The following is a 21674-nucleotide window of genomic DNA, read 5'->3' as shown; positions in this document are numbered from 1 at the left end:
GTGTAGGGTTCTTCACGACGCTAGTACTCCCCCCGTTCACCCCTTTATTGGACTTACCCCACAGCAGCCAAGTGTATTTAGATGGGTGCGTGGTGGTTGCTCCTGAACTCACGCATGGCGCCGACTGCCTGTTGTTTATGCAGCACGGAAAAATTGCTCTTCTGGAAGTAGTTGCTTTCGACGAAGGAAATCCTAGCTACCTGTCGAAGTGGAAAGTGCTTCCACGGAAGCGCGGGTAGGAGGTGGCAAGATGACGGCTTGGCTATGCCGGAATTAGTTAGATTGGTGGGCTACCTTACTAACGATCAACTCGTGACCCACCTTGTCCTGCGCGAGAGTACCGGCCTGCGGTACTTCACTTTCTTCTACCTGTATGTAATGCAGGGCATTCCGGCGGGCTTCGGGCTAACGGCCATCGTCAACTACCTGACCGGGCGCGGGCTAGATGCAACAACGGTCGCTTCTTTCTCGGCGGCCATTGGGCTACCCTGGACCCTGCAGTTCGTGTGGGGGCCACTCATTGACAAGTACCAGGAATCGGTGATTGGGCAGCGTAAGCAGTGGGTAGTCCTCACGCAGTTGGTGGCGGCGCTGGCCTCCCTGGTGCTGCTGCTGGTCCGCGACCCGGTTGCCCAGCTTAAGCTGACGATGCTGGCCTTTGTGGTGCACAGCGTGTTTGCTTCCATTCAGGATGCCAGCGTCGATGCTATTGCCATTGCCGTGGTGCCCGAGGCGGAGCGGGGCCGGGCTAATGCCTTTATGCGCGGGGGCTTCTTGCTGGGCTCGGCGCTGGGGGCCGCGGGTTTGTCGTGGATGCTGCACCGCTACGGCTTTTTCTCGGCGGCGCTGGCACAGTCGGTGGTTCTACTGGCCCTGACGGTGCTCACGTTTTTCATCCGCCTGGAGCGCACCGATCAGCTGCTGCCGCGCTTTGGGTCGCTGCCCGCTACCGCCCGCCGCAACGCCGATAACCCGCCGGTGGGCTGGCTGTTTCGGGAGCTGTACCGCGCCATTACCGAGCCTCGCACCTTGCGTCTGTTTGGTGTCATTGCCGTTACTTACCTGTGCTTCGGCGCGTTTGGCTGGGCCTATTCCTACCACCTGATTCATGAGCTGCACTGGGCCGATAGTGACGTTTCTATTCTGCAGGGTAGCTGGGGGAGTGCCGCCACTTTGTGCCTGATAGTGGCCGGCGGCATCCTGGCCGACCGAATTGGGGCGGCGCGGCTACAGCGCCGAGTCATGCTGGTGCTGGGCTTGTTCCTGCTAGTTTTCTGCAGCCTAAGCTTCCTGTGGCACTATGAGCCGGTAGCTACCCTGGGCCTGCTCGTTTGGAACATGGCCGACCCCAGCCTGAGCGTAGCGGCGCTACCGCTACTCATGGCCCTGTGCCGGCCCCGCATCGAAGGCTCCCAATTTACTACCTACATGGCCCTAGTGAACCTGTGCGGGGTAAGCGGCTCCCTCCTGACGGGCTGGGCGCTACGCATAATGTCGGCGCCGGTATTGGGGCTGGTGTGCGCGGTAGTGGTGCTTGGCCTATGGTTGCTGCAGCGCCGGGAAGGACGGACTACGGCGGCGGCTCCAGCAGAAGCCGTAGCCGCTGCGCAGTAACAGGCGGGCCTTTCAATAGCGGTAACCTGACAGCCCGTGGTTCTGGCCTGCCTTAGGCTAACCGGTAAATAAACTCCTCTATTTCGGTTTGGGGTGCAGTGGCAAAGCCTTTGTCCGTGCCGATTTTTACAAAGTCGCATCTTTCCAGCACCTTCTGCGAGCCGACATTATCAAACGCTACCCGCCCGAAAACGGGTCTTGCGCTTTCCAGGCGCAGAAACTGCTCCAGGGCCGCTGCTGCAACGCCCCGGCCCCAGAAAGTTCGGTCTATCCAATACGTAATTTCAGTTCTCCCACCTGCTACAAACGTTGCCATACTGCCGACAATGGTTTTCCCAACCAGGATGGTCTGCATGTGAATAGTGGGGTCGGCGAGGTGCCGGGTGAATTTTGCCAAATAGGCTTCTCTATTGGTGTGGTCCTGGGGTAAAGGCGGCTACGTAATTGGCTTTCTCATCAAGCTGAAACTGAAAGAAGAATTCCAGGTCGGCTGGTTTGGTTGGGCGGAGGCGTACGGGGGTAGGTAGCATGCGAAAAAGGAGTAGCCGGAGGTAAACTTACTTGCCGTCGTACTGCTGGGCCATCTGGCGGTAGTAGGTTTGGAGCACGTAGAAAGCTTTCTTCTTGACGCCGGTGCTAGATATTAGGCCCTTGCGGTTGAAGCCGTTCTGGTACACCGGGTGCTGGCGGCGGGTAGCCCGGAAGTCGGCCAGAATCCAGGGCGTCATGCCACGCAGGCCCCGGATGGTACTGAGCATCTTGAGCTGGTTTTGGTAGAGCGCCTCCTGATATTCCTCGCTCCAGCGGGTATCGGCGTCGGCGTGGTAGCCGGCCAGGGCGTCGCCGCCAAACTCACTGATAATAACGGGCTTGTTGTATTTGATGTCGAAGGTGTACTGGGTGATTTCGCTCGGCTTACCGCCCACGTACCAGCCCATGTACTCATTGAAACTGGTCAGGTCCAGCTCGGCGCCCAGTGGGTCGTCCACGGTCACCTTGAACCCGTCGCGGTGCAGCTCCAGGGCGGCGGCAAGCAGGCGGGTATCATCCAGGGCGCGAGCTTTGCGCACTAGGCTGGTCATGAACCTGAGGCGCGCCTCGCCGGGCGGGGTCTCGTTGCCCACCGACCATACTGCCACACTAGCGCGGTTCTTTCCCACCGAAATTAGGTCGGAAAGCTGGGCTTCAGCGTTTTGATAGGTAGCGGGATTTTCCCAGGCTATGGTCCAGTACACCGGCACTTCGGCCCACACCAGCAAACCCATTTCGTCGGCTAGCCGGAGCATGGTTTCGTTGTGAGGGTAGTGGGCCAGGCGCACGTAGTTGCAGCCTAGCTCCTTGGCCCAGGTCAGCAGCATGCGCAGGTCGCCCTCGCCCCGGGCCCGGCCCGGAATCAGTGGGTTTTCGTCGTGCATGGAAATGCCGCGCAGGTACACGCTCTTGCCGTTAAGCAGAATGTCCTGACCGCGGGTTTCAATCGTGCGGAAGCCAATCTGGTCCTGCACTACATCGGCGCCGCTGCTTACCCTCACCGCGTACAGCTTCGGGCTCTGCGGCGACCATACCTTCAGCTTCCGGGCCGGCAGCCGGAAGGTGGCGCGGCCCTCAGCGTCCGTTTTTAGGGTGTGCCGAAGGCCCGCTTCGGCAATGCTGAGCGTCACCGCCTGGCCGGCCTTGCCTTCACCGCTGAGCTGCACGTAGCCCGTTAGGGTGCCCGGCTCATTTTTGGCCAGCTGCACTTTGTAGTCGGTGATAAAGGTGGCAGGCGTTTCAGCAATGAACACGTCGCGGGTAATGCCGCCGTAGTTCCACCAGTCGGTGTTGATGGTGGGCACGGCGTCGGGGCGGCGGGTGTTGTCGGCTTTCACTACCACGAAGTTGTCGCCGCTGGGACTGAGCTGGTTGGTGATGTCGTACTGAATCGGGGTGAAGCCGCCCTGATGCTTGCCCAGCTTCTTGCCGTTCAAGTAGATATGCGACTCGTAGTTAATAGCCCCGAAATACAAAAAGTAGCGCTTTCCGGTTTTAGGTGTTAGGGTGAAACTCTTCTTGTACCAGATGGTACCCTCGTAATAGAGCAGCTTGGGGTCCTGGGAGTTCCAGTCGCCGGGCACCTGCAGAGCCGCCGATTTATCGAAGTCGTACTCAATTAGCTCGGTTTCCTGGTGGGAGCTGGGCTTCTGGTTGTCGTAGTAGCCGCCCTTACCGGTTTTCGACTGGTCGAAGGCCTCGCGGCGGTAGTCATAGAAGCCATTTTCGTAGGGGTCGATGATGTAGTTCCAGCTACCGTTCAGGCTTAGTACTTTCCGCCCCGGCGCGTTCTGCAGCAATGTAGCCTGGGCCAGCAGCGGCCGGCTGCCGAAGGTGGTAGCTAGCAGCAGAACCGCCGCCGTCAGGGCCTTTATCCGGTTTCGTGAAATCATAACTTGGGTAGGAAGAGGTAGGATAGGAAGGTCGGAATGGCCGCAGCCGAAGTATCTACTAAAGATTAGGAAAGCCGCCTGGAAAAGACAGCGTGCTGGTCAATTTATCTGTCAACCTGTTTAGGAAGTCATCAGACCGTCACGCCGAGGCGGAGCCGAAGCATTTCGCTCGAATCATTGGGTGGCATTACAACCTCAGCACGCCAGATGCTCCGCCTCGGCATGACAGTTACGGGTATCCCAGCCACAAATGGTGTTCCTACCCAAACAAAACCGGGATACTCCGGCCAGTTGGTAGCGGCGGAGTATCCCGGTGAGTGTAGGTTAGGAAAGCTGGTTACTTAGCGGCCTGCGCTTCCGGCTTGAGCGTGCGGGCCAGCCAGTCGAAGAACACGCGGTTCCAGAGTACCGAGTTCTGGGGCTTGGAAATCCAGTGGCCTTCATTGGGGAAGTAGAGGAAGCGGCTCGGGATGCCGCGCAGCTGAGCCGTGCCGAAGGCTTCCATGCCCTGGCCCTCAGGCACCCGGAAATCCTTACCCCCGTGGATGACTAGGATGGGCGTGTCCCAGTTTTTGGCGAAAAGCTGAGGATTGAAGTCGGTGTAGCTTTTGTGCAGTGTGGCATCCCAGGGCGCGCCACCCATGTCGTGCTTGGCGAAGAACATTTCCTCGGTGCTAGGGTACCAACTCGTCAGGTTGTAGAGGCCGGCGTGGGCAATGAAGGTTTTGAAGCGGCCCTCGTGCTTGCCCGCCAGTTGGTACACCGAGTAGCCCCGTAGGAGGCGCCCACGCAGCCGCGCCGGTCCTTGTCTACGTAGGGCTCCTGGCTTACGGCGTCAATGGCGGAGAGGTAGTCGCGGATGGGCTGGCCGCCCCAGTCGCCCGAGATGCTATTGTTCCATTCGGTGCCGAAGCCGGGTAGGCCGCGGCGGTTCGGGGCCACCACAATGTACCCGTTGGCGGCCAGCAGCTGGAAATTCCAGCGGTAGGAGAAGCTCTGCGTAATCGGGCTTTGCGGGCCGCCCTGGCAGTAGAGCAGGGTAGGGTACTTCTTGCCCGGGTCGAAGTCGGGCGGATAGATAACGTAGACCTGCATCTGCTTGCCATCGGTGGTGCGTACCCAGCGGGCTTCGGTTTTACCGGTTTTTACGCCGGCCAGCTCCGGCTCATTGATGCGGGTAAGCGGGGTTTCGCGGCCGGTTCTTAGGTCGATGCGCACGAGGTCGGCGGGCTGGGCCTGGGTGGTTTTGTTGGCAATGGCCACGTCATTACCCGCCAACTCGAAGGCGTTGTAGTTGTGCGCGCCCTTGGTCAGCTGCTTGATTTTACCGCCCTTGCTCGGAATGGAAAACAATTGCTCGGTGCCTTCCAGCACGCTTACAAAGTAAATCGTCTTAGCATCGGGGCTCCAGCGGATGTTGGCCGCCGCCTGCTCCGAGCCGTTGGTAATGTCCTCGCGCTTCTTGGTCTTGAAGTCGTAGACCACAATGCCGTTGCGGTCCGACTCGAAGCCGGGCGTCGCCATGCTCAGCCAGGCTACTTTCGAGCCATCGGGCGAGAAGCTTGGCTCCGTGTCGTAGCCGCCGAGGCCTTCCGAGAGGTTCTGGGTTTTGCCTTCCCGGATGTCGTAGAGGTAAATATCGGAGTTAGTGCTTTCGGCTTCGGCCTTGCCGTAGAGCTTGCGTGAGGTGTAGGCCAGGCGGTAGCCGTCGGGCGAAAACGCCAGCTGTTCGGAGCCACCCAGCGGAGCCAATGGGGCGTCGAATTTCTCGCCGGGCATTACGTCCTTGCCATAGCCGGTGGGCTTGCCATCATCCCCCACGGGCTGGAAAAAGACGTGGCTGGATTTAAAGTCGTCCCACACGTTCCAGTGGCGGTAGTTCAAATCGTCGATCAGCTTGGCATCGGCCTTGGGAAGGTCGGGGTACCAATCCTGCACCGATTTGCCGGTTTTCACGTCCTGAGTATACAGGATGAACTTGCCGGTGGGCGCGTACTTCAGGTTGGCTAGGCCCTCATCGGCAAACTCGCTGAGCTTCTGCTTGCCCGAGCCGTCGGCATTCATTACGTAAAGCTGGTCGGTGCCGCCTTCGCCGGAAAGAAAGGTCAGCTTACCATCGGACCGCCAGTTCAAGGTGCTTTCGGAGGTAGGCGTGGTAGTGAGTTGCCGGGCCGCGCCACCAGCTACGGGAACCACCCAAATGTCGGTGTTGCCTTTGTTCTCGCTTAAGCTATAGCGCGTCACGGTGTAGGCCACCGTGCGGCGGTCTGGCGACACCTGCATTTCGCCCAGGCGACCCAACTTCCAGAGCAGCTCGGGCGTGTACACGGTTTGTTGGGCTGAAACGGCCAGCGGCAGCAGCGCCAGCGCGGTCAGAAAAGGTTTTTTCATGAGATGAAGTAGCAAAAAGGGGAGGAGCAAGTTAGGCAGAAGCCGCCTAGCAGGAAATAAGGCCAGTGGGCTAGGCAGCCAGCTCTGCTTCTACCTCATCCGGCCGCCGCGTACCTTGCATGCATGCCCGACTTTCGTTTGCGCGTTTTTCAGTCCGTTGCCCGCCACCTGAGCTTCACCAAGGCGGCCCAGGAACTCTACATCAGTCAGCCTGCCATTACCAAGCACATCCGGGAGCTGGAGCAGAGCTACGGGCAGCGCCTGTTTGAGCGCCGCGGCAACCGCGTCAGCCTCACGCCAGCCGGCACCTTGCTGCTGGCCCACGCCGATGCCGTAGCCCAGCTTCACCAGGAGCTAACCGAGCAACTGCACAATCTGCACGGCGAAGCGGCGGGGCGTTTGCGCCTGGGGGCCAGCACTACCCTTACGCAGTACGTGCTACCTGGTATCCTACCCGGCTTCCAGAAGCGCTACCCCCAAGTGGAGCTAACCCTACTGAACGGCAACTCCGAGCAGATTGCCGAGGCCATCCTCAGCGGGCAACTCGACCTAGGTTTCGTGGAAGGCCGCGCCAAAAACCGCGACCTGCACTACGAACCCCTACTGGCCGATGAGTTGGTAGCCGTGCGCCGCGCCACGCCCGCCGGGCCGCCGCCCGAGCCCATGCTGTTAACCGAAGCGCTAACCCATCCGCTGGTGCTGCGCGAGCGGGGCTCTGGTACGCTGGAGGTACTGGAGTTTGCCCTGCGGGAGCAGAAAATCAAGCTTACTGACTTGCGGGTGGCATTCTACTTCGATAACACCGAAGCCATTAAGTCCTACCTCGAAGCGGCTCCCGAAGCCCTAGGTTTCGTTTCCCGCCGGGCCCTGACGCGGGAGCTGGCCGCGGGCCTACTGGAGATTGTGCCGGTGCAGCACCTGCAGTTGCCCCGCAACTTCGAGGCCCTGTGGGTGCAGGGGCAGCCCTTGTCTCGCCCAGCGGAACGCTTTCTGCGCTACGCCCAGCGTCAGTATAACCTATAGTTATTGCCGATAACCTTTTAAGATTATCGGGAGGGCAGGGGCCAGCGTACTTTTGGGGAGTTGATTGCTCGTTTCCCACCCATGAAAGTTACCCCACCCGTTGCCGCTCCTCCCGTGCTGGTCGATGCGCCCGAGCCCCACCCCTGGGCCGCCAAAATTCGCACTGCAGCAACTACACTTCCACCGCTAGCACCTAGCGCAGGGCAAGAGAAAACCCGGCCGGCTTGGGTAGCTCGTGCAGTGTTTGGGGTGCTGCTCGTGTTTTGCCTAACACCCTGGGCATCTCCGCCGCTGGCCTTGGCCCTGGGGTTGGTGCTGGCGCAAACGGTAGGAAATCCTTTTCTGGCGCAAACTCGCAAGCTTACCCCCAAACTGCTGCAGTACTCGGTTATCGGGTTGGGCTTTGGCATGAACGCCCACGCGGCGGTGCAAGCCGGGCAGGAGGGCGTGCTGTTCACGGTGGCTTCCATTGCCGGCACGCTGGCGCTAGGCTACGGGTTGGGCCGCTGGCTGGGGCTAGGCCGCCACGTAACGCACCTAATTTCTTGCGGCACTGCCATTTGCGGAGGCTCCGCTATTGCGGCGGTGGGCCCGGTATTGAAGGCCAAAGAGGAAGAAATGTCCGTGGCGTTGGCTACGGTATTCGTACTGAACGCCGTGGCCCTGTTTGCCTTTCCGGCCATCGGTCATGCCCTGGCCATGACCCAAAACCAATTCGGCCTCTGGTGCGCCATTGCCATTCATGATACCAGCTCCGTGGTGGGCGCAGCCACCGCCTACGGCGACCAAGCCCTGCAGGTGGCTACTACCGTGAAGCTGGCTCGCGCCCTCTGGATTATTCCCGTGTCCGTCGGTACGGCGTTGCTGTTCAAGCAGAAGGGCGTCAAAATCAAAGTGCCCTACTTTATTCTGGGATTCATTGGGGCCATGCTGCTCAACACCTACCTGCCCGCGCTGCAGGCTGGTGGGGCCTGGCAGGAAGTCGGGCCGCTGCTGGTACAGCTCGCTAAAATGGGCCTGACGGTGACGCTATTTTTCATTGGGGCTGGGCTGTCGATGCAGGCGGTGAAATCGGTGGGTCCCAAGCCCTTCGTGCTCGGCGTGGCGCTTTGGCTGCTCATCTCTACGGTCTCGCTCTACGTGATTCTGCACCGCTAAGACAGCCTTGCTCAACCGGCGCAACACAGTAGCGGCCCGACTTCCGGTGGAGTCGGGCCGCTACTGTATAGGCTGCTGCTAAAAAAACTACTCGCCGGACTTTTTGCGACCGGAACCGCTTTTTTTGCCTCCGCCATCCTGCTTGTTCACGGTGGCCCAGGCCCGCTTTTCGGCTTCTTCTTCCGAAAGGCCGCGCTTCTCGTAGCTTTCTTCGATGTGCTCTGCCTGCCGCTTTTGCTTGTCGGTGTAGGCCGATTTGTCTCCTTGTGGCATGATGCAAGTATCTTGAGGGTGAGGTGATTAAGTTGGCGCTGTTACTAAAATATACGCGCCGGCAGGGGCCTGGTTATGTTGAGCTACTGCCCCGGGTTACTCGCCCCTGCCTATCTTCGTCCCGCCCATCTACGTACTGTTTGCCATGCGCCAGCTCGCCATTATTCCGCATCCCGCCGCCAAAATCACCCTGTTCAGCTGGAACGGTAAATACCTGATTAAGCTGGAAAAGGGCCCCTAGAGCAAACCTATAAGGTAAGCGAGCTGGACCTGACCAGCGAAGCGGATATACATCTGCTCCTGGATGATGAATTCGTGCAGGCTGCCGTGCAGCGCTTCAGCGCCATGCAGCAAGATTTGCAGGCTGCCTTCGACCGGCACGGTATCTGATACCCGGCTCCGGGCCGGTTTCTCGGTCATCTTGTTTCTTCCCTACCCCTTGCTTTGCTTCTTATGAAACAATTTTTCGGCTTATACCTCCTGCTGGCGGTGCTGCTGGCCCCGGCCGCTACCCACGCCCAGCTCTACGACGCGCGTACTAGCAGCGTCAACTACGACAAGCGGGAGCGGGACGCGGTAAAGGTGCAAGTAGAAGGCACCGCCCAGTGGACCCGCGACTACTGGCAGGCCTGGCTGAAGGATACTTACAACATTAAGCTGAAAGGCTCCGGCGTGTTTGGCGTAGGCAAAAAAGACGTGCTCGAAGCCAAGCAAGTGCCCATGTCCAGCGTCACGGGTAAGCTACTGGACCTGTATTCCACCGTCACTTCACCCTCCGACACGGTGTCGGAGTTGTCGGTGTGGGCCGCCATGGGGCCCGATTCGTTTTTGTCGGCTACTGGTACTCCCTCCGAGTTCAGTTCCCTGCGCAACATGACCCAGAGCTTTGCAGCCGCCGCGCGCACCAAAGCCTACCGCGAACAGATTGCCGAAGCGGAGAAGCAGCTGACCGCCGCCGAGAAGGATAAGGAAAAGCTTGAAAAGGAGCGCGCGAGCCTGGCTAACAATACCAAGTCGAATCTGGAAAAGATTGAGCAGCTCAACAAGCAAAATGCTGACAACAAGCTCAAGTCGGCCGAGGACTCCGTGAAGCTCATCGACAACGTTCGGCTCACTGAATTGCGTAAAGCGCAATTGGAGCGTCGCCGCGCCCGCCTCACCAACCTCGACCGGAAGTAGGAGCCTTTGCTGCCGCCTGCTACCTTTCTTCTGCCATGGAAAAAGACCCTTCTCCCCTCGACACCCTGCGCCAGCTAAAGGAGTGGCTCGATGCGGGTACCATTACGCCCCAGGAGTTCGAAACCCTGAAAAAGAAGCTGCTGTTCAGTGAATCGGCGGGTGTTACTGCCAGCTCGGCAGCTCCACCTGCCGCGCCTGCTCCGCCCACTACCCCCGCCCCCCGGTGGTACCCATGACGCCGGTGCCGCCCGCGCCTCCGGTTGCTACCCCGGCTCCTTCGGTAGCGCCGCCTACCCCGCCCGCTACGTTTAGCCAAGCCGTGCCCATGACGCCGGTAGGGGGCCCGCCGCCCGCCTCAACAGCCAGTACGGGTGGCAGCCCCGTGGAAGATCCGCTGCTGCCCCCGTTACGACCTCACGGCCTTTGCACGCTGCCTACGTAGCGGAGCCGCCCACGCCCCCCACTACTACTCCCGGCCTGTCGCACCCTCTCGAAGCCGGCCGGCCCGGTTCTTCTCCTACCCGCGACGACGCGTTTATGCCTCCGGCCGCGGCAGTAGGAGAGAGCGAGCTAGTGGAGGATGAGTCGTACGTTGCGCCGCCCAAAAGTCCGCTCGGCACCATCCTGATTGTGGGCGGAATTTTGGCCCTCCTGGCCTTGGTTGCCTACCTAATGCTGGGCAATCAGGATTCGGAGCGCCTAACCAGCACCACCCTAACCGCCGCCGATTCGTTGGCAACTCGGCCGGAAGAAGGCCCCCAATCGGAGCAGATTGACTTGCCGCCCGCTGCCGCACCCGAAACTGTCCGGGTAGCTCCCGTAGCTCCGCCCGTAACTACCCCCGCCCCCGATTCGGTAGCGCAACCGGCAACTGCCCCCACCGAGGCGACGGCCCCGCCCGCCGCCCCCGCCGTGGACGAAGGTGCAGCCCAGGCGCGGATTGAAGGCGTGCTGCAGAATTACTACGCCGATTTGCAGGCGGCGCCTTTCTCGGCAGCAGCCTACTTCGCGCCGCGGGTAGAGCGTTTCTATCTGCAGCAAAACACAACCCCCGCTGCCATTTCGGCTGAGCTGGAAAAATCGCACTTTCCGGAGTTTCTGGAGGGGCAAACCACCATTGAGCCCGGCAGCCTAAAGGTGAGCCCACCCGTCAACGATGGCTCCCGGGTAGTGACTTTTATTGAAAAAAGCTCAGCCCTGCGCCAGTCGCTGCAGAAGCGGCAGCAAACCACAGCGCAGGTGCGGGTGCGCTTCGATAAGAACTTCAAAATCGTTTATCTGCGCCAGGAGCGGCTGCTAGAGAATACGTTTAGCGAGTAGATGCGCCAGGTTTCGCAACGGCAACCACCTGGGCAAGCGGCTTTTTCCTGCTTATTTTTGCCCCTCCAACGCGCGCTTTCTGCAACGGGAAGCGCGCGTTGGTGTTTTTACCGCCCCGGATTCTCTTGCTACCCAATGCTTACCCCCCTGTCTCGCTTAGCAACGCTGGCCGTTTTACTGACTTTCGCTTCCTGTATTACCGTTATTAAGCCCGGCAAAGATTTCGCCCGCAACCCTGAGCCGGAAGCGCCTGATTACCGCATGGAGGACAACTGGGCCGCGCTGCCCGACCGCCGCGACTCCGCTGACCTCGTACCACGCCACACTTTACTGCACGACCAGCAGCGCGACGCGCCCGCCGACGTCTTCTTCGTGCATCCTACTACCTATTTCAGCCGGTCTCAGTGGAACGCCAGCCTGACCGATGCGCGCGTGAACCGCTTCACCGATGCCAGCACGATCCGCAAGCAAGCCTCCGTATTTAACAGCACGGCCCGCGTGTACGCCCCGCGTTACCGGCAGGCCACGCTGTTTTCCTTTTTCGACGAGAAAAGCACGAACGGTAAAGAAGCCCTAGACCTGGCGTACAGCGACGTAAAAACCGCTTTTCAATACTACCTCGACCACTACAACCAGGGCCGGCCCGTCATTATTGCTGGTCACAGCCAAGGCACGTTTCACGCCACGCGGCTGCTACGAGAGTTTTTCGACCAGAACCCCAAGCTGCGCAAGCAGTTGGTGGCAGCCTACCTGATTGGCTACAAAGTAAAACCCGAGGAATACCAGGTCCTGCGTCCCTGCGACGACTCCACCCAAACCGGCTGCTACGTGGGCTGGAACACCGTGGAGTGGGGCCACGAGTACCCACCTTTTCAAGGCGGCGTGGCCGTAAACCCGCTCACCTGGACCCGGGACACAACTACTGCCCCCGCCCGCTTAAACCTGGGTGGCGTGCCCTATACCTTCAGCGGGGTTGATAAGCGCGTGGTTGACGCCAAAGTCCACAACGGCCTTGTCTGGATTCACCCAACCGTGCGCCCCGGCTACCCCCGTTTCCTGCTGCCCGGCCGCTCCGAGCTGCGCCACTCTTTCCACATCGCCGACTACTCCTTGTTCTATTACAACATCCGTCAGAACGCTGAAGCGCGCGTCCGGGCCTACCGTATGTTTATGCACGGGGGGTAGTTGATCAACCGTTCAAAAAAGGTTGAACGAGATGATATGTTTATATTTAGCGACATAACAAGTGCACATCACTATGAAGATTTATCCTTGGTTCCTGGTCGCCATGACTGTCAACTTCGCAGCCGCAGCCCAAACTAAGCCGGTTCTGTACCCGAAGCTGAGTAAAACGCTGGATAGCTTGGCATACGTGGACCAGTGGCCGATGCAGCGACTGTTTCAGCAGCTTCCTGATAGCGCCGGCCGAAACCTGGTAGATGTAGAAAAAGAAAACTACGCCCGCCACCAGCCCGTCCTGGAAAAAATTGTGCGGCAGGTTGGCTACCCCGGCTTCCGGCAGGTCGGCGAAAAAAGCGCCGGCAACTTCTGGCTACTGGTGCAGCACGCCGACGCCCACCCCGACTTCCAGCGCCGCATGCTCAAGCTAATGTTGCCCGAGGTGAAGCGCCAAAACGCCAGTCCGGTCAACTACGCCTACCTCACCGACCGTGTAGCTACCAATGCTGGCCAGCCACAAGAGTATGGAACCCAAGTCACGTATGAAGGGGTGGGTACGCCCGCAGCCAAAGCCGTGCCCAGGTCTCTGCGCGACCCAGCCCACGTCAACCAGCGCCGCGCCGCCATCCGCATGGAGCCGCTAGAAAAGTACCTGGACATGATGACGAAGACGCACATTGAGATGAACAAACCGGCGTCAGCCGTGCAATAGCGTCAGACGCAAAAAAGCCCCGCCGGAAGTAAACGACGGGGCTTTTTGCTTTTAAACTTCCGCGAAGCTTAGCCTACAATGGCTACGCGCTTAAAGTCCGAAATGGTCAGGCCTTTTTGCGTTTTGTCGAGCAGTTGGGCGATGGTTACCGAGTTGTCCTTCACGAATTCCTGGTTGAGCAGGGTGTTCTCCTTGTAGAACTTGTTCAGCTTGCCCTGAGCAATCTTCTCCAGCATCGCCTCGGGCTTGCCTTCCGAACGAGCCTGCTCTTTGCCGATTTCGATTTCGCGCTCAATGGTAGCAGCGTCAACGCCATCTTTGTCGAGAGCAACCGGGCGCATGGCCACGATTTGCATGGCTACGTCGCGGCCTACGGCGGCTACGTCGGCGCCACCTACGTTCTTCATGGCTACCAGAACGCCCTTCTTATTGTCCGAGTGGATGTAGGAAGCTACTTTCTCAGCCGTTACGTTCTCGTACGCTACCACGTCCAGCTTCTCCCCGATTTTGCCCATCAGGTCGGTGATGTGCTCCTGCAGGGAGCGGCCATCTTCCTGGGCCGAAGCCAGCAGCTCTTCTTTCGAAGCGGCGTTGCTTTTCACGGCCGTAGCCAGAATTTGCTGGGCCAGGTTTTTGAAGTCTTCCACTTTGGCAACGGGCTCGGTTTCGCAAGCCAGCGCTACCAGTTTGCCGTTGGTGCCATCTTCGCTAACGGCCGCCAGCACGAGGCCTTCGGAGGTAGCATTTTCTGAACGCTTGTCGGCAATTTTCTGGCCCTGCTTGCGCAGAATGTCGCGAGCAGCTTCGAAGTCGCCATCGGCTTCGGTCAGCGCTTTTTTGCAATCCATCATGCCCGCACCCGTCATGGTGCGCAGCTTGTTCACGTCTGCGGCGGTAATTGCTGCCATTTCTTTGGGAGTTAGTAGCTAGAAGCTAGTAGTTAGAATGAAATGAGAGGGTAGGAGGGAACGTAAAGAAGCTAGGAGCCAAAAGTCAGAACTGAATGGGCAAGTGGCCGGCATCACAGATTCTAACTTCTAGCTCCTAGCTTCTACTTCCTCCAAGACTATTCGTCGGCGTTCTGCTTCTCCTGGATGCCTTCTTCTTCGGCTTGCTTCTTGTCGGCATCTTCCTTGTCGACTTTCCGCTCCGACAGACCATCCTCAATAGCCTTACCCATTACGCTCACGATGAGCTGGATAGACTTCGAAGCGTCGTCGTTGGCCGGGATGGGGAACTGAACCAGCTCGGGGTTCGAGTTCGTATCGCAGATAGCGAAAACCGGGATGCCCAGTTTCTGCGCTTCTTTCACGGCAATGTGCTCGCGCTTAACGTCTACTACGAACAGAGCAGCGGGCAGGCGGCTCAGGTCGGCGATGCCGCCCAGAACACGCTCCAGCTTCTCCCGCTCACGCGACAGCATGAGACGCTCGCGCTTTGCAAGAGCAGCGTAAGCGGTGTTTTCCTTCACCATCTTGTCGATGGTGCTCATTTTCTTCAGCGACTTGCGAACGGTAGTGAAGTTGGTGAGCATGCCGCCCAACCACCGGTCCGTTACGAAAGGCATTTTCAGGCGCTTAGCCTCTTCCGTTACAATTTCCTGCGCCTGCTTCTTCGTTGCCACGAACATCACCTTGCGGCCGCTCTTGGCAATGTTGCGGATAGCGGCCGAAGCCTGCTCCAGCGAAACCAGCGTTTTGTTCAGGTCAATGATATGGATGCCGTTCTTCTCCATGAAGATGTACGGCGCCATTTTCGGGTCCCACTTGCGCGTAAGGTGACCAAAGTGGGCACCGGCATCAAGCAGTTCTTTATATGTGGTGGACTGAGCCATGATAGATTTCCTCTGGGATTAGCGTTTCGAGAACTGGAACGAGCGACGAGCCTTACGCTTGCCGAATTTCTTGCGTTCCACCATGCGCGGGTCACGGGTCAGGAAGCCTTCTTTTTTCAGCGCGGGGCGAACCTCCGCGTTGTCGCCCACGAGGGCTTTCGAGATGGCCAGACGGATAGCCTCGGCCTGGGCCGAAATGCCACCACCGCGCACGTTTACCTTGATGTCGTACTGGCCGACTTGCTCGACCGTCGCCAAGGGCTGGTTCACGATGTTTTCCAGGAGCTCGTTAGCGAAGTACGCCTTGATGTCCCGGCCGTTGATAGTGATATTCCCTTGCCCGGCCTGCATGTAGATGCGGGCCACCGAGGTTTTTCTTCTACCAGAGGTATTGGAGATTTCCATTAAGTGAAGAAGTTAAGAGAGGCCGAAATCGGCTTAGAGATTCGTGAGAGAAACAGCTTTGGGCTGCTGAGCTTCGTGGGGGTGGCTGGTGCCGGCGTACACGAACAGGTTGCGGAACTGCTCCGCGCCCAGCTTGTTGCCCTGCAGCATGCCCGAACAGCGTGCTCAATCACACGGGTCGAGTCCTTGGCTTTCTTGTCGCGCAGGTTAATGCGCTTCTGACCGCCGGGGTAGCCCGAGTGGGTGATGTAAATTTTGTCGGTCATCTTTTTGCCAGTCACGCGGAGGTTGTCGGCGTTGATGACGATGACGTTGTCGCCACAATCCGAGTTGGGCGTGAAGGAGGGCTTGTGCTTGCCACGCAGCATGTTGGCAATTTGGCTGGCCAGACGACCCAGGGTAGCGTCGGCGGCGTCAACCACAACCCAGCCCTTGTTGGCGTTGGCTTTGTTGACGGATACCGTCTTGAAGCTCAGATGATCCATTGGGGAGGAGGATAAGCGTTTGAAAATGAAGAAGAAGCCGAACAGGGTTCGGGGAAAACGGACACAAAGTTACCGTCTTTCCCCGAATATTCAAGCGGGGGGCTAATTATTGTCTCTGAAACACTTGCAGAGTGGCCTCCCCAGTACGGCTGTGTACTTTTACGGCCATTATGCTACCCTCTACCTCTCCTTCGGCACCGGCCGTTGCCTTACCCTCCAGCCGCCGGGCGTACGCCCTCCTGCTTGCCTTGCTGCTCGTGTCGTTGCTTACAGCCTTTATCACGGAAGGCACCTACGATTCCGGCGACAGCATCAACCACTACCTCTACGCCCGCTACGCCTTTCAGCACCCCATTAACTTCTTGGAGTCGTGGTCTAAGCCTTTGGTAGTGGAGTTGATGGCGGTTCCGGCGCAGGCAGGGCTCCGTGGGGTGATGGTGCTGCAGTGCCTGCTGGTGGCTGCGTCGGCCTGGTTTGCGTACGGAGCCGCCCGCGCGTTGCGTCTGCCGTGGCCCTGGCTTGCCATTCTGTTTTGCTACGCTTCCCCGATTACTTCCGCATTCAATTTTCGGGGCTGACGGAGCCGCTTTTTAGCCTGGTGCTGATAGCCAGCGTGGCCCTGGCCCTGCGAGGGCAAGCTCGGTGGGGAGCGGCTGTAATTTCCCTGTTGCCGTTCGCCCGGTCAGAAGGTTTTATCCTATTGGGAGTGTACGGCTTCTATTTGCTGGTAACTCGCAACTGGCGGGCGCTGCCGTGGCTAGGGCTGGGCTTTGTGGTGTACGGGGTGGCTGGATTGTTCGTGTACCAGGACTTTCTGTGGGTGTTTACGCACAATGCCTACCCCGTCCGGAATGAAAGCTACGGGCAGGGGCAATGGAATCACTTCATCATCAGCCTGCCAAATACGGTAGGATGGGTGCTGTACGGCTTGTTTTGGCTAGGAGGCCTGCGCATGCTCTGGGAATGGGTGAAACCAGCGACGCGGCTGCGGCCGGAAAAGTTCACGGCCGAATTGCTGCTGGTGTATGGCAGCGTGGTGGTCTTTATCGGAGCCCACACTATTTTCTGGACGTTCGGGATTTTTGGTTCGTTTGGGCTTACCCGGGTGCTGTGCTGCATAGTACCCTTGGTAAGCCTGATTGCCTTGCGTGGGGTAGGCGTTATTACTAGCATGGGCCGCACGGAGGTAGCACGGCAACGGATTCGGGTGGGCCTAGTCGTAGCCGTGGTGGGCTTTCTGTTCTGCGGGGCTCGGGCAGCTTTTCGGTGGGAGCGAGACTTTGGCCGTCCCTCCGACCAGTTGCTGGCCGACGCTGCGGCCCGCTGGACCCGGCGTCAGGGTGCATTGCCGCACGTCGTGTTTCAGCATCCCTACCTAGCGTTGCCCTTGCAAACCGATCCATTCGGGCCCGGTCATAGTTTGATGCCCGCCGTGCGCGAGCAGAGCTGGCCGCTCCCCAGCGGCACGTTGGTAATCTGGGACGACTGGTACGCAGTGATGGAAGGCCAGGTGCCGTTCGAGACGCTACGCAATGACCCGCACTACCGGCTACGGTGGCTGGCCGCCATGCCCCGCAACCGCCGCAAACCTACCGCCGACTCCGTGCGCATTGCCATTTTCCAGAAGTTGTAGGGCTACCAGCCAACAAGTAAAAAGAGCGGCCCCAATTACGGGGCCGCTCTTTTTCAACTAGCTAGTACCACGAGACTACTGATATTGCCGAAGCGTATCGACTAGCACCCGAAAATCCTTGGGGTAGGGGGCCTCAATGGTTACTTGCTCACCATCCATTTTGGCGAAGGTAAGCTGGGCGGCGTGCAGGGCAAACCGCTTGATAAACGGCTGCTCATCCTCGCCCTGCTTCATGTTAAACTTCTTCTTGAGCGACGACAAGTAGAAATCGTCCCCGCCGTACATGCCGTCGCCCACGATGGGAGCCTGCAGGTACGCCAGGTGCAGCCGGATTTGGTGCATGCGGCCGGTAATGGGCTGGCATTCTAGCAACGTGTGGCGGGCGTAGGCTTCCAGCGTGCGCACCAGCGTTACGGCCGGCTTGCCCTTGTACGCCAGGCGCGCCTTGCCCTTGGTGGTGGTTTCAATGCTGCGGTCCACGCGTAGGCCATTGTAGTCGTGCACGCCCCAGGCTACGGCGTGGTACACTTTTTTTACCTCGCGGTTTTCGAACTGCATGGCCAGGTGGCGGTAGGCCGCCGGGTTTTTGGCCAGGGCCAAGGCCCCGCTGGTTTCTTTATCGAGGCGGTGGCAGGCCTGAATATCGTCGTAGTGCTCCCGCGCTAGGCGTAGGATGTTCTGTGCCCCGCCGAACCGCTCGTCGAGCGTGGCCAAGAAAGGGGGCTTGTTGATGATGACGAAGTCCTCGTCCTCAAACAGAATCAGGTCAGTGAAATGGGGCAGCTTCATATAAGAGCTCCAAAGGTACTTACTTCTTAGGTGGCATTTGCAGCCAGCGCCGCAGCCGCGGCCCGGGGCTTGGGCAGCTTGAACTCTAGGGTAGTACCTTGGCCTACCTCGCTGTGCACCCGGATGGTGGAGCGGTGCGCCTCCACAATGTGCTTACTGATGGCTAGGCCCAGACCTGAGCCGCCCGCCTCCCGCGACTCGCGGCTGCGGCTCTTGTCGATGCGGTAGAAGCGCTCGAAAATGCGGTTATGGTGCTGCTTCGGAATACCTTCGCCGTCGTCCTGCACGCTAATACGTACCCCTTTGCCGCTTTCCGCTACGGCTACCGTGACGTGGCCATTTTCGCGGCCGTACTTAATGGCGTTGTCAATCAGGTTAATCAGAACCTGCCGAATACGGTTCCGGTCGGCCAATACGCGAGTTTCGGCGTTCGGCAGCTGCGATGGCGCCAGCGCCAGCGTAACGTTGCGCCGGGCGGCCTTCAGTTCCAGCTGCTCAAAAATGTCGCGCACTAGCTGCGAAATATCGAACACCTGGCGGCGCATGCGCACCACCCCTTTCTCAAGCTGGGAAATAGTGACTAAGTCCTGCACCAGAGAATCTAGGGCGTCGAGGCTGGTGGCGGCTTTCTGGAGAAATTTCTTGCGGGTGTGCTCGTCAATATCCTCGTCATCAAGAATAGTATGCACAAAGCCCTGGGCCGCAAAAATTGGGGTTTTCAGCTCGTGCGATACATCGGCCAGGAACTCTCGCCGTAGCACTTGCAGGCGCTTGAGTTCGTCAATTTCCTGCTGCTTGCGCTGGGCCATGTCCAGAATCTCGTCGCGCATGCGCTTGAGTGGTTCCGGCCGAAACAGAAACTTGTTCGACATGCGTCGAAATTCCTTGCGCTTGATATGCTCCAGCCCTTCGTACAGGGTGTTGATTTCCCGAAAAATTAGGGCCTCAAACATTAAGTACAGCAGTAGAAAGCACGCTGCTATAGTAACGCCCGCTGCTAAAACTCCTTCGCGCATGGGCAGGGTAGGCGCCACCCATACCAAGGTGGTCAGCACGGCCGCTACCAGCAAGGACAGGATAACAGCAATAGCGCGCGAGGAAATCGTAAACCGCATGGGGTGAAGTGGTGAGCGAGTGAGCTGGTGAAATGGTGAGGTTGATGTTCTACCTGCGCACACTGCGCTAGTGGGCTAGCGGAACATCAACCTCACCATTTCATCATTTCACCAACTCACTTAGTTGTCCGTATTAAACTTGTAGCCGACGCCTTTGATGGTTTGAATATGATGGTCGCCGACTTTCTCCCGGACTTTGCGCACGTGCACGTCCACGGTGCGGGCTAGCACGAATACGTCGTTACCCCAAATGTTCTGGAGCAGCTCGTCGCGGCCGAATACTTTGTGGGGTGAAGCGGCCAAAAACGCCAGTAATTCAAACTCCTTTTTGGGCAGCGTAATCTTCCGGCCCTCCTGGAAAACGGCAAAACCCGTGCGGTCAATCTTGAGCCCGTTGATTTCGATGGTATCCAGCTGCACTTGCGGGTCTTTGTCGCGGCGCACGAAGGCGGCTAAGCGGCTGAGCAGGGCCCGGGGCTTAATGGGCTTAGCAATAAAGTCGTCGGCGCCGGCCTCAAACGCGGCCACCTCCGAAAACTCCTCGGCCCGGGCCGTTAGGAAGATAATGTAGGTATCCTTGAAGCGGGGTAGCTCCCGGAGCTGGCGGCAGGCGGCAATGCCATCCAGGTGGGGCATCATCACGTCTAGCAGAATAATGTCGGGGCCGAATTGCGGGGCTACTTCCAGGGCCTTGCGGCCGTCGGGGGCGCTGGCTACCTCGTAGCCTTCCTTGCGCAGGTTGTACTCCAGCAGTTCCACGATGTCCGGATCGTCATCGACTACCAGGATTTTGTACGCGTTGGGGGTGACGGTTGGCTGCACAGGACGAGGTGGTTTGGGGTAAAACAGAATGCGCGAAGACAAAAGTACCGCCGGCCGCCGGGCCCGGCGTATTACGTTTTCATTACCAGCGGCCCGGGGTGACGAGGGCGCCGGCAGCGGAATCGGCCACACGAAGTCGACCAGGGAAACCGCCGGCTTGGGAGCAACCGGGGAAGCAACCGGCCGGGGCGGCAGCAAGGTAGGACGACGTCGGGAAGCTAAGGTAGTCTGCATCAGGTAGAAAGAAGTCGGACTGAGAAGAGCACTAAAAAAGAAAAGCGGCCCCCAACGGGAGCCGCTTCACAAAAGCATCAGTTTGTTGCCACCAGATTCAGCCGGTTTCGGAGGCCTTTGTACTTGTACATGTCCACCTTTACGGAGCCCACGAACATTTCCGCCTGAATCAGTACCGGCACTTTGTTCCGGTCGTCGGAGAGATACACCGAAATGGCGTTTTCTCCTTTAAAGAGCTTGTTGCTGGGCATTTTCGGGACCAGGCGAATGGCGCGGATGACGCCCGCTTTGGTTTCCACCGTTTCCCGGCCCTTGTAGATGACATCCATGTTAAAGACGTCGTTGTCGAAGAACCCCTGAACCTTGATTACTTCCCCGGGCCGGCGCTGGTCGTAGTTGAGCGTGCGCAGGAAGTAAAAGCCGCTGACTAGGTCCTGGACGTTATTAGGCGTTTTGAACGTGCCCTTCTTTACGTCGTTCTTGTCCTTCTTATGACTTTCCACGTTAGCAATGTCGCGCTGGTGGTCGAAGTCTATGGTCTCGCGCTTGCGGTAACTCTTCTCCTCAATGTTGCGGAAGAAGCGCTGAGGTAGAATACTGGTAGTATCGATGTAGGAGCGCCAAGTATCCCGAATCCGCAGGAAATAATCGAAAGAGCCCAGGGTGCGGCCAGTAACGGTAGCCCGGTAGCAGGGCCGCTCATTAATGCGGTGCACGGCGTCGTCTACCTCAATCGTGGCCTCGGCCGCGTTGATGAGCCCATAGTGCACTTTATATTGAAGTACTTCCCCGCGCTCAAAGCTAGAGTTTGGGACCGTGCGCGTCGGTTCGGAAGAAGGGCCAAAAGCAGTCAGGACCGCTGCCAACGGCAGCGCAAGTACAGGAAACAAAAGCCAGCGGCGAATCATGTAAAAGCGGCGAATAAGGGTGTAGCCGGTGCCTACTCAAATGGGGTGCCAGCAAAGATAATCGGATTATAACAGCACAAGAAATAGCCAGTATGAAAACAGTAGCTCATCTGAGTAGGTAGCCGCCGGCCTTGCTTTCGTCGGCTTCATAGCCGCGCTACAGTCCAGCCTAGCACC

Annotated in this window: 23 protein-coding genes and 2 pseudogenes; 11 read left to right on the top strand and 14 right to left on the bottom strand. The window is 58.7% G+C overall.

Features of this window, described 5'->3' with window-relative positions; translation table 11 throughout:
- The first annotated feature begins 312 nt into the window (after positions 1-312).
- The gene (locus tag MUN84_RS07590) at positions 313-1614 is read left to right on the top strand and encodes an MFS transporter (RefSeq protein WP_244697324.1); all 1302 of its coding nucleotides are present in this window, start codon (positions 313-315) and stop codon (positions 1612-1614) included.
- A gap of 52 nt (positions 1615-1666) precedes the next feature.
- On the opposite strand, the gene MUN84_RS07585 is transcribed toward MUN84_RS07590, so the two are convergent.
- The 4 genes and pseudogenes from MUN84_RS07585 to MUN84_RS07575 all read right to left on the bottom strand — a co-directional run bounded on the left by MUN84_RS07585 (position 1667) and on the right by MUN84_RS07575 (position 5132).
- On the bottom strand, positions 1667-2011 hold the full coding sequence (locus MUN84_RS07585) for a GNAT family N-acetyltransferase (RefSeq protein ID WP_410780076.1): 345 nt from the start codon (positions 2009-2011) through the stop codon (positions 1667-1669).
- 10 nt (positions 2012-2021) lie between these two features.
- On the bottom strand, positions 2022-2144 hold the full coding sequence (locus tag MUN84_RS22875; protein WP_262920664.1) for a hypothetical protein: 123 nt from the start codon (positions 2142-2144) through the stop codon (positions 2022-2024).
- A 27-nt stretch (positions 2145-2171) separates the two neighbouring features.
- Positions 2172-4037, bottom strand: coding sequence for a glycoside hydrolase family 2 protein (locus tag MUN84_RS07580; protein ID WP_244697322.1), 1866 nt, complete (start codon positions 4035-4037; stop codon positions 2172-2174).
- 337 nt (positions 4038-4374) lie between these two features.
- Positions 4375-5132: pseudogene (locus MUN84_RS07575) on the bottom strand (alpha/beta hydrolase family protein).
- Between the two features lie 1419 nt (positions 5133-6551).
- Between MUN84_RS07575 and MUN84_RS07570 the strand changes: the two are divergent.
- Both MUN84_RS07570 and MUN84_RS07565 read left to right on the top strand, forming a co-directional pair.
- Positions 6552-7451 carry a LysR substrate-binding domain-containing protein gene (locus tag MUN84_RS07570; RefSeq protein ID WP_244697321.1) on the top strand — a complete coding sequence of 300 codons (900 nt, stop codon included), beginning with the start codon at positions 6552-6554 and terminating at the stop codon, positions 7449-7451.
- Between the two features lie 81 nt (positions 7452-7532).
- Positions 7533-8609 (top strand): YeiH family protein, encoded by a 1077-nt coding sequence (locus tag MUN84_RS07565; protein WP_244697320.1) that lies wholly within the window; start codon positions 7533-7535, stop codon positions 8607-8609.
- Positions 8610-8696: 87 nt separating this feature from the next.
- Here MUN84_RS07565 and MUN84_RS07560 read toward each other — a convergent pair whose 3' ends face one another.
- Together MUN84_RS07560 and MUN84_RS23670 are read right to left on the bottom strand one after the other, a co-directional pair.
- Entirely contained in the window at positions 8697-8882 is a 186-nt protein-coding gene (locus MUN84_RS07560) for a hypothetical protein (protein WP_244697319.1), read from the bottom strand.
- Between the two features lie 237 nt (positions 8883-9119).
- Positions 9120-9302 (bottom strand): hypothetical protein, encoded by a 183-nt coding sequence (locus MUN84_RS23670; RefSeq protein WP_317239145.1) that lies wholly within the window; start codon positions 9300-9302, stop codon positions 9120-9122.
- Between the two features lie 33 nt (positions 9303-9335).
- Here MUN84_RS23670 and MUN84_RS07550 point away from each other — a divergent pair, with 33 nt between their 5' ends.
- The 6 genes from MUN84_RS07550 to MUN84_RS07525 all read left to right on the top strand — a co-directional run bounded on the left by MUN84_RS07550 (position 9336) and on the right by MUN84_RS07525 (position 13272).
- A complete protein-coding gene (locus MUN84_RS07550) occupies positions 9336-10061 on the top strand; it encodes a hypothetical protein (RefSeq protein WP_244697318.1) in 726 nt (241 codons plus the stop codon).
- A gap of 35 nt (positions 10062-10096) precedes the next feature.
- On the top strand, positions 10097-10297 hold the full coding sequence (locus MUN84_RS07545; protein WP_244697317.1) for an SHOCT domain-containing protein: 201 nt from the start codon (positions 10097-10099) through the stop codon (positions 10295-10297).
- Positions 10285-10503, top strand: a complete 219-nt coding sequence (locus MUN84_RS07540; protein ID WP_244697316.1) for a hypothetical protein — start codon at positions 10285-10287, stop codon at positions 10501-10503. The genes MUN84_RS07545 and MUN84_RS07540 overlap by 13 nt, the downstream gene beginning before the upstream one ends.
- Positions 10485-11381 (top strand): hypothetical protein, encoded by an 897-nt coding sequence (locus MUN84_RS07535; protein WP_244697315.1) that lies wholly within the window; start codon positions 10485-10487, stop codon positions 11379-11381. The genes MUN84_RS07540 and MUN84_RS07535 overlap by 19 nt, the downstream gene beginning before the upstream one ends.
- 135 nt (positions 11382-11516) lie before the next feature.
- The gene (locus tag MUN84_RS07530; RefSeq protein WP_244697314.1) at positions 11517-12566 is read left to right on the top strand and encodes a DUF3089 domain-containing protein; all 1050 of its coding nucleotides are present in this window, start codon (positions 11517-11519) and stop codon (positions 12564-12566) included.
- A gap of 103 nt (positions 12567-12669) precedes the next feature.
- Complete coding sequence (locus MUN84_RS07525) at positions 12670-13272, top strand: DUF6624 domain-containing protein (RefSeq protein ID WP_244697313.1); 603 nt, start codon at positions 12670-12672, stop codon at positions 13270-13272.
- Between the two features lie 68 nt (positions 13273-13340).
- Here MUN84_RS07525 and tsf read toward each other — a convergent pair whose 3' ends face one another.
- The 4 genes and pseudogenes from tsf to rplM all read right to left on the bottom strand — a co-directional run bounded on the left by tsf (position 13341) and on the right by rplM (position 15996).
- Entirely contained in the window at positions 13341-14180 is an 840-nt protein-coding gene (gene tsf / locus MUN84_RS07520) for a translation elongation factor Ts (protein WP_244697312.1), read from the bottom strand.
- Between the two features lie 158 nt (positions 14181-14338).
- On the bottom strand, positions 14339-15106 hold the full coding sequence (rpsB, locus tag MUN84_RS07515) for a 30S ribosomal protein S2 (protein WP_188556111.1): 768 nt from the start codon (positions 15104-15106) through the stop codon (positions 14339-14341).
- Between the two features lie 18 nt (positions 15107-15124).
- Complete coding sequence (rpsI, locus tag MUN84_RS07510; RefSeq protein ID WP_188556112.1) at positions 15125-15511, bottom strand: 30S ribosomal protein S9; 387 nt, start codon at positions 15509-15511, stop codon at positions 15125-15127.
- A gap of 33 nt (positions 15512-15544) precedes the next feature.
- Positions 15545-15996 (bottom strand): annotated as a pseudogene (gene rplM, locus MUN84_RS07505) (50S ribosomal protein L13).
- A gap of 170 nt (positions 15997-16166) precedes the next feature.
- On the opposite strand from rplM, the gene MUN84_RS07500 reads away from it, so the two are divergent.
- Both MUN84_RS07500 and MUN84_RS07495 read left to right on the top strand, forming a co-directional pair.
- Positions 16167-16574: a hypothetical protein gene (locus MUN84_RS07500; RefSeq protein ID WP_244697311.1), complete on the top strand. Its 408-nt coding sequence runs from the start codon at positions 16167-16169 to the stop codon at positions 16572-16574.
- Complete coding sequence (locus MUN84_RS07495) at positions 16529-17629, top strand: hypothetical protein (RefSeq protein ID WP_244697310.1); 1101 nt, start codon at positions 16529-16531, stop codon at positions 17627-17629. The genes MUN84_RS07500 and MUN84_RS07495 overlap by 46 nt, the downstream gene beginning before the upstream one ends.
- A 75-nt stretch (positions 17630-17704) precedes the next feature.
- Here MUN84_RS07495 and MUN84_RS07490 read toward each other — a convergent pair whose 3' ends face one another.
- From MUN84_RS07490 to MUN84_RS07475, 4 genes are all read right to left on the bottom strand, one after another.
- Positions 17705-18418 carry an RluA family pseudouridine synthase gene (locus MUN84_RS07490; RefSeq protein ID WP_244697309.1) on the bottom strand — a complete coding sequence of 238 codons (714 nt, stop codon included), beginning with the start codon at positions 18416-18418 and terminating at the stop codon, positions 17705-17707.
- Between the two features lie 26 nt (positions 18419-18444).
- Entirely contained in the window at positions 18445-19533 is a 1089-nt protein-coding gene (locus tag MUN84_RS07485) for a sensor histidine kinase (RefSeq protein WP_244697308.1), read from the bottom strand.
- Between the two features lie 120 nt (positions 19534-19653).
- On the bottom strand, positions 19654-20355 hold the full coding sequence (locus MUN84_RS07480; protein WP_244698704.1) for a response regulator transcription factor: 702 nt from the start codon (positions 20353-20355) through the stop codon (positions 19654-19656).
- Positions 20356-20666: 311 nt separating this feature from the next.
- Positions 20667-21497, bottom strand: a complete 831-nt coding sequence (locus MUN84_RS07475; RefSeq protein ID WP_244697307.1) for a DUF3108 domain-containing protein — start codon at positions 21495-21497, stop codon at positions 20667-20669.
- Between the last annotated feature and the right edge of the window lie 177 nt (positions 21498-21674).

This window comes from Hymenobacter sp. 5516J-16 (assembly GCF_022919335.1).
Classification (GTDB): Bacteria; Bacteroidota; Bacteroidia; order Cytophagales; family Hymenobacteraceae; genus Hymenobacter; species Hymenobacter sublimis.
Note: the sequence above shows the minus strand (reverse complement) of the source record. Positions and strands in the feature narration are given on the sequence as shown.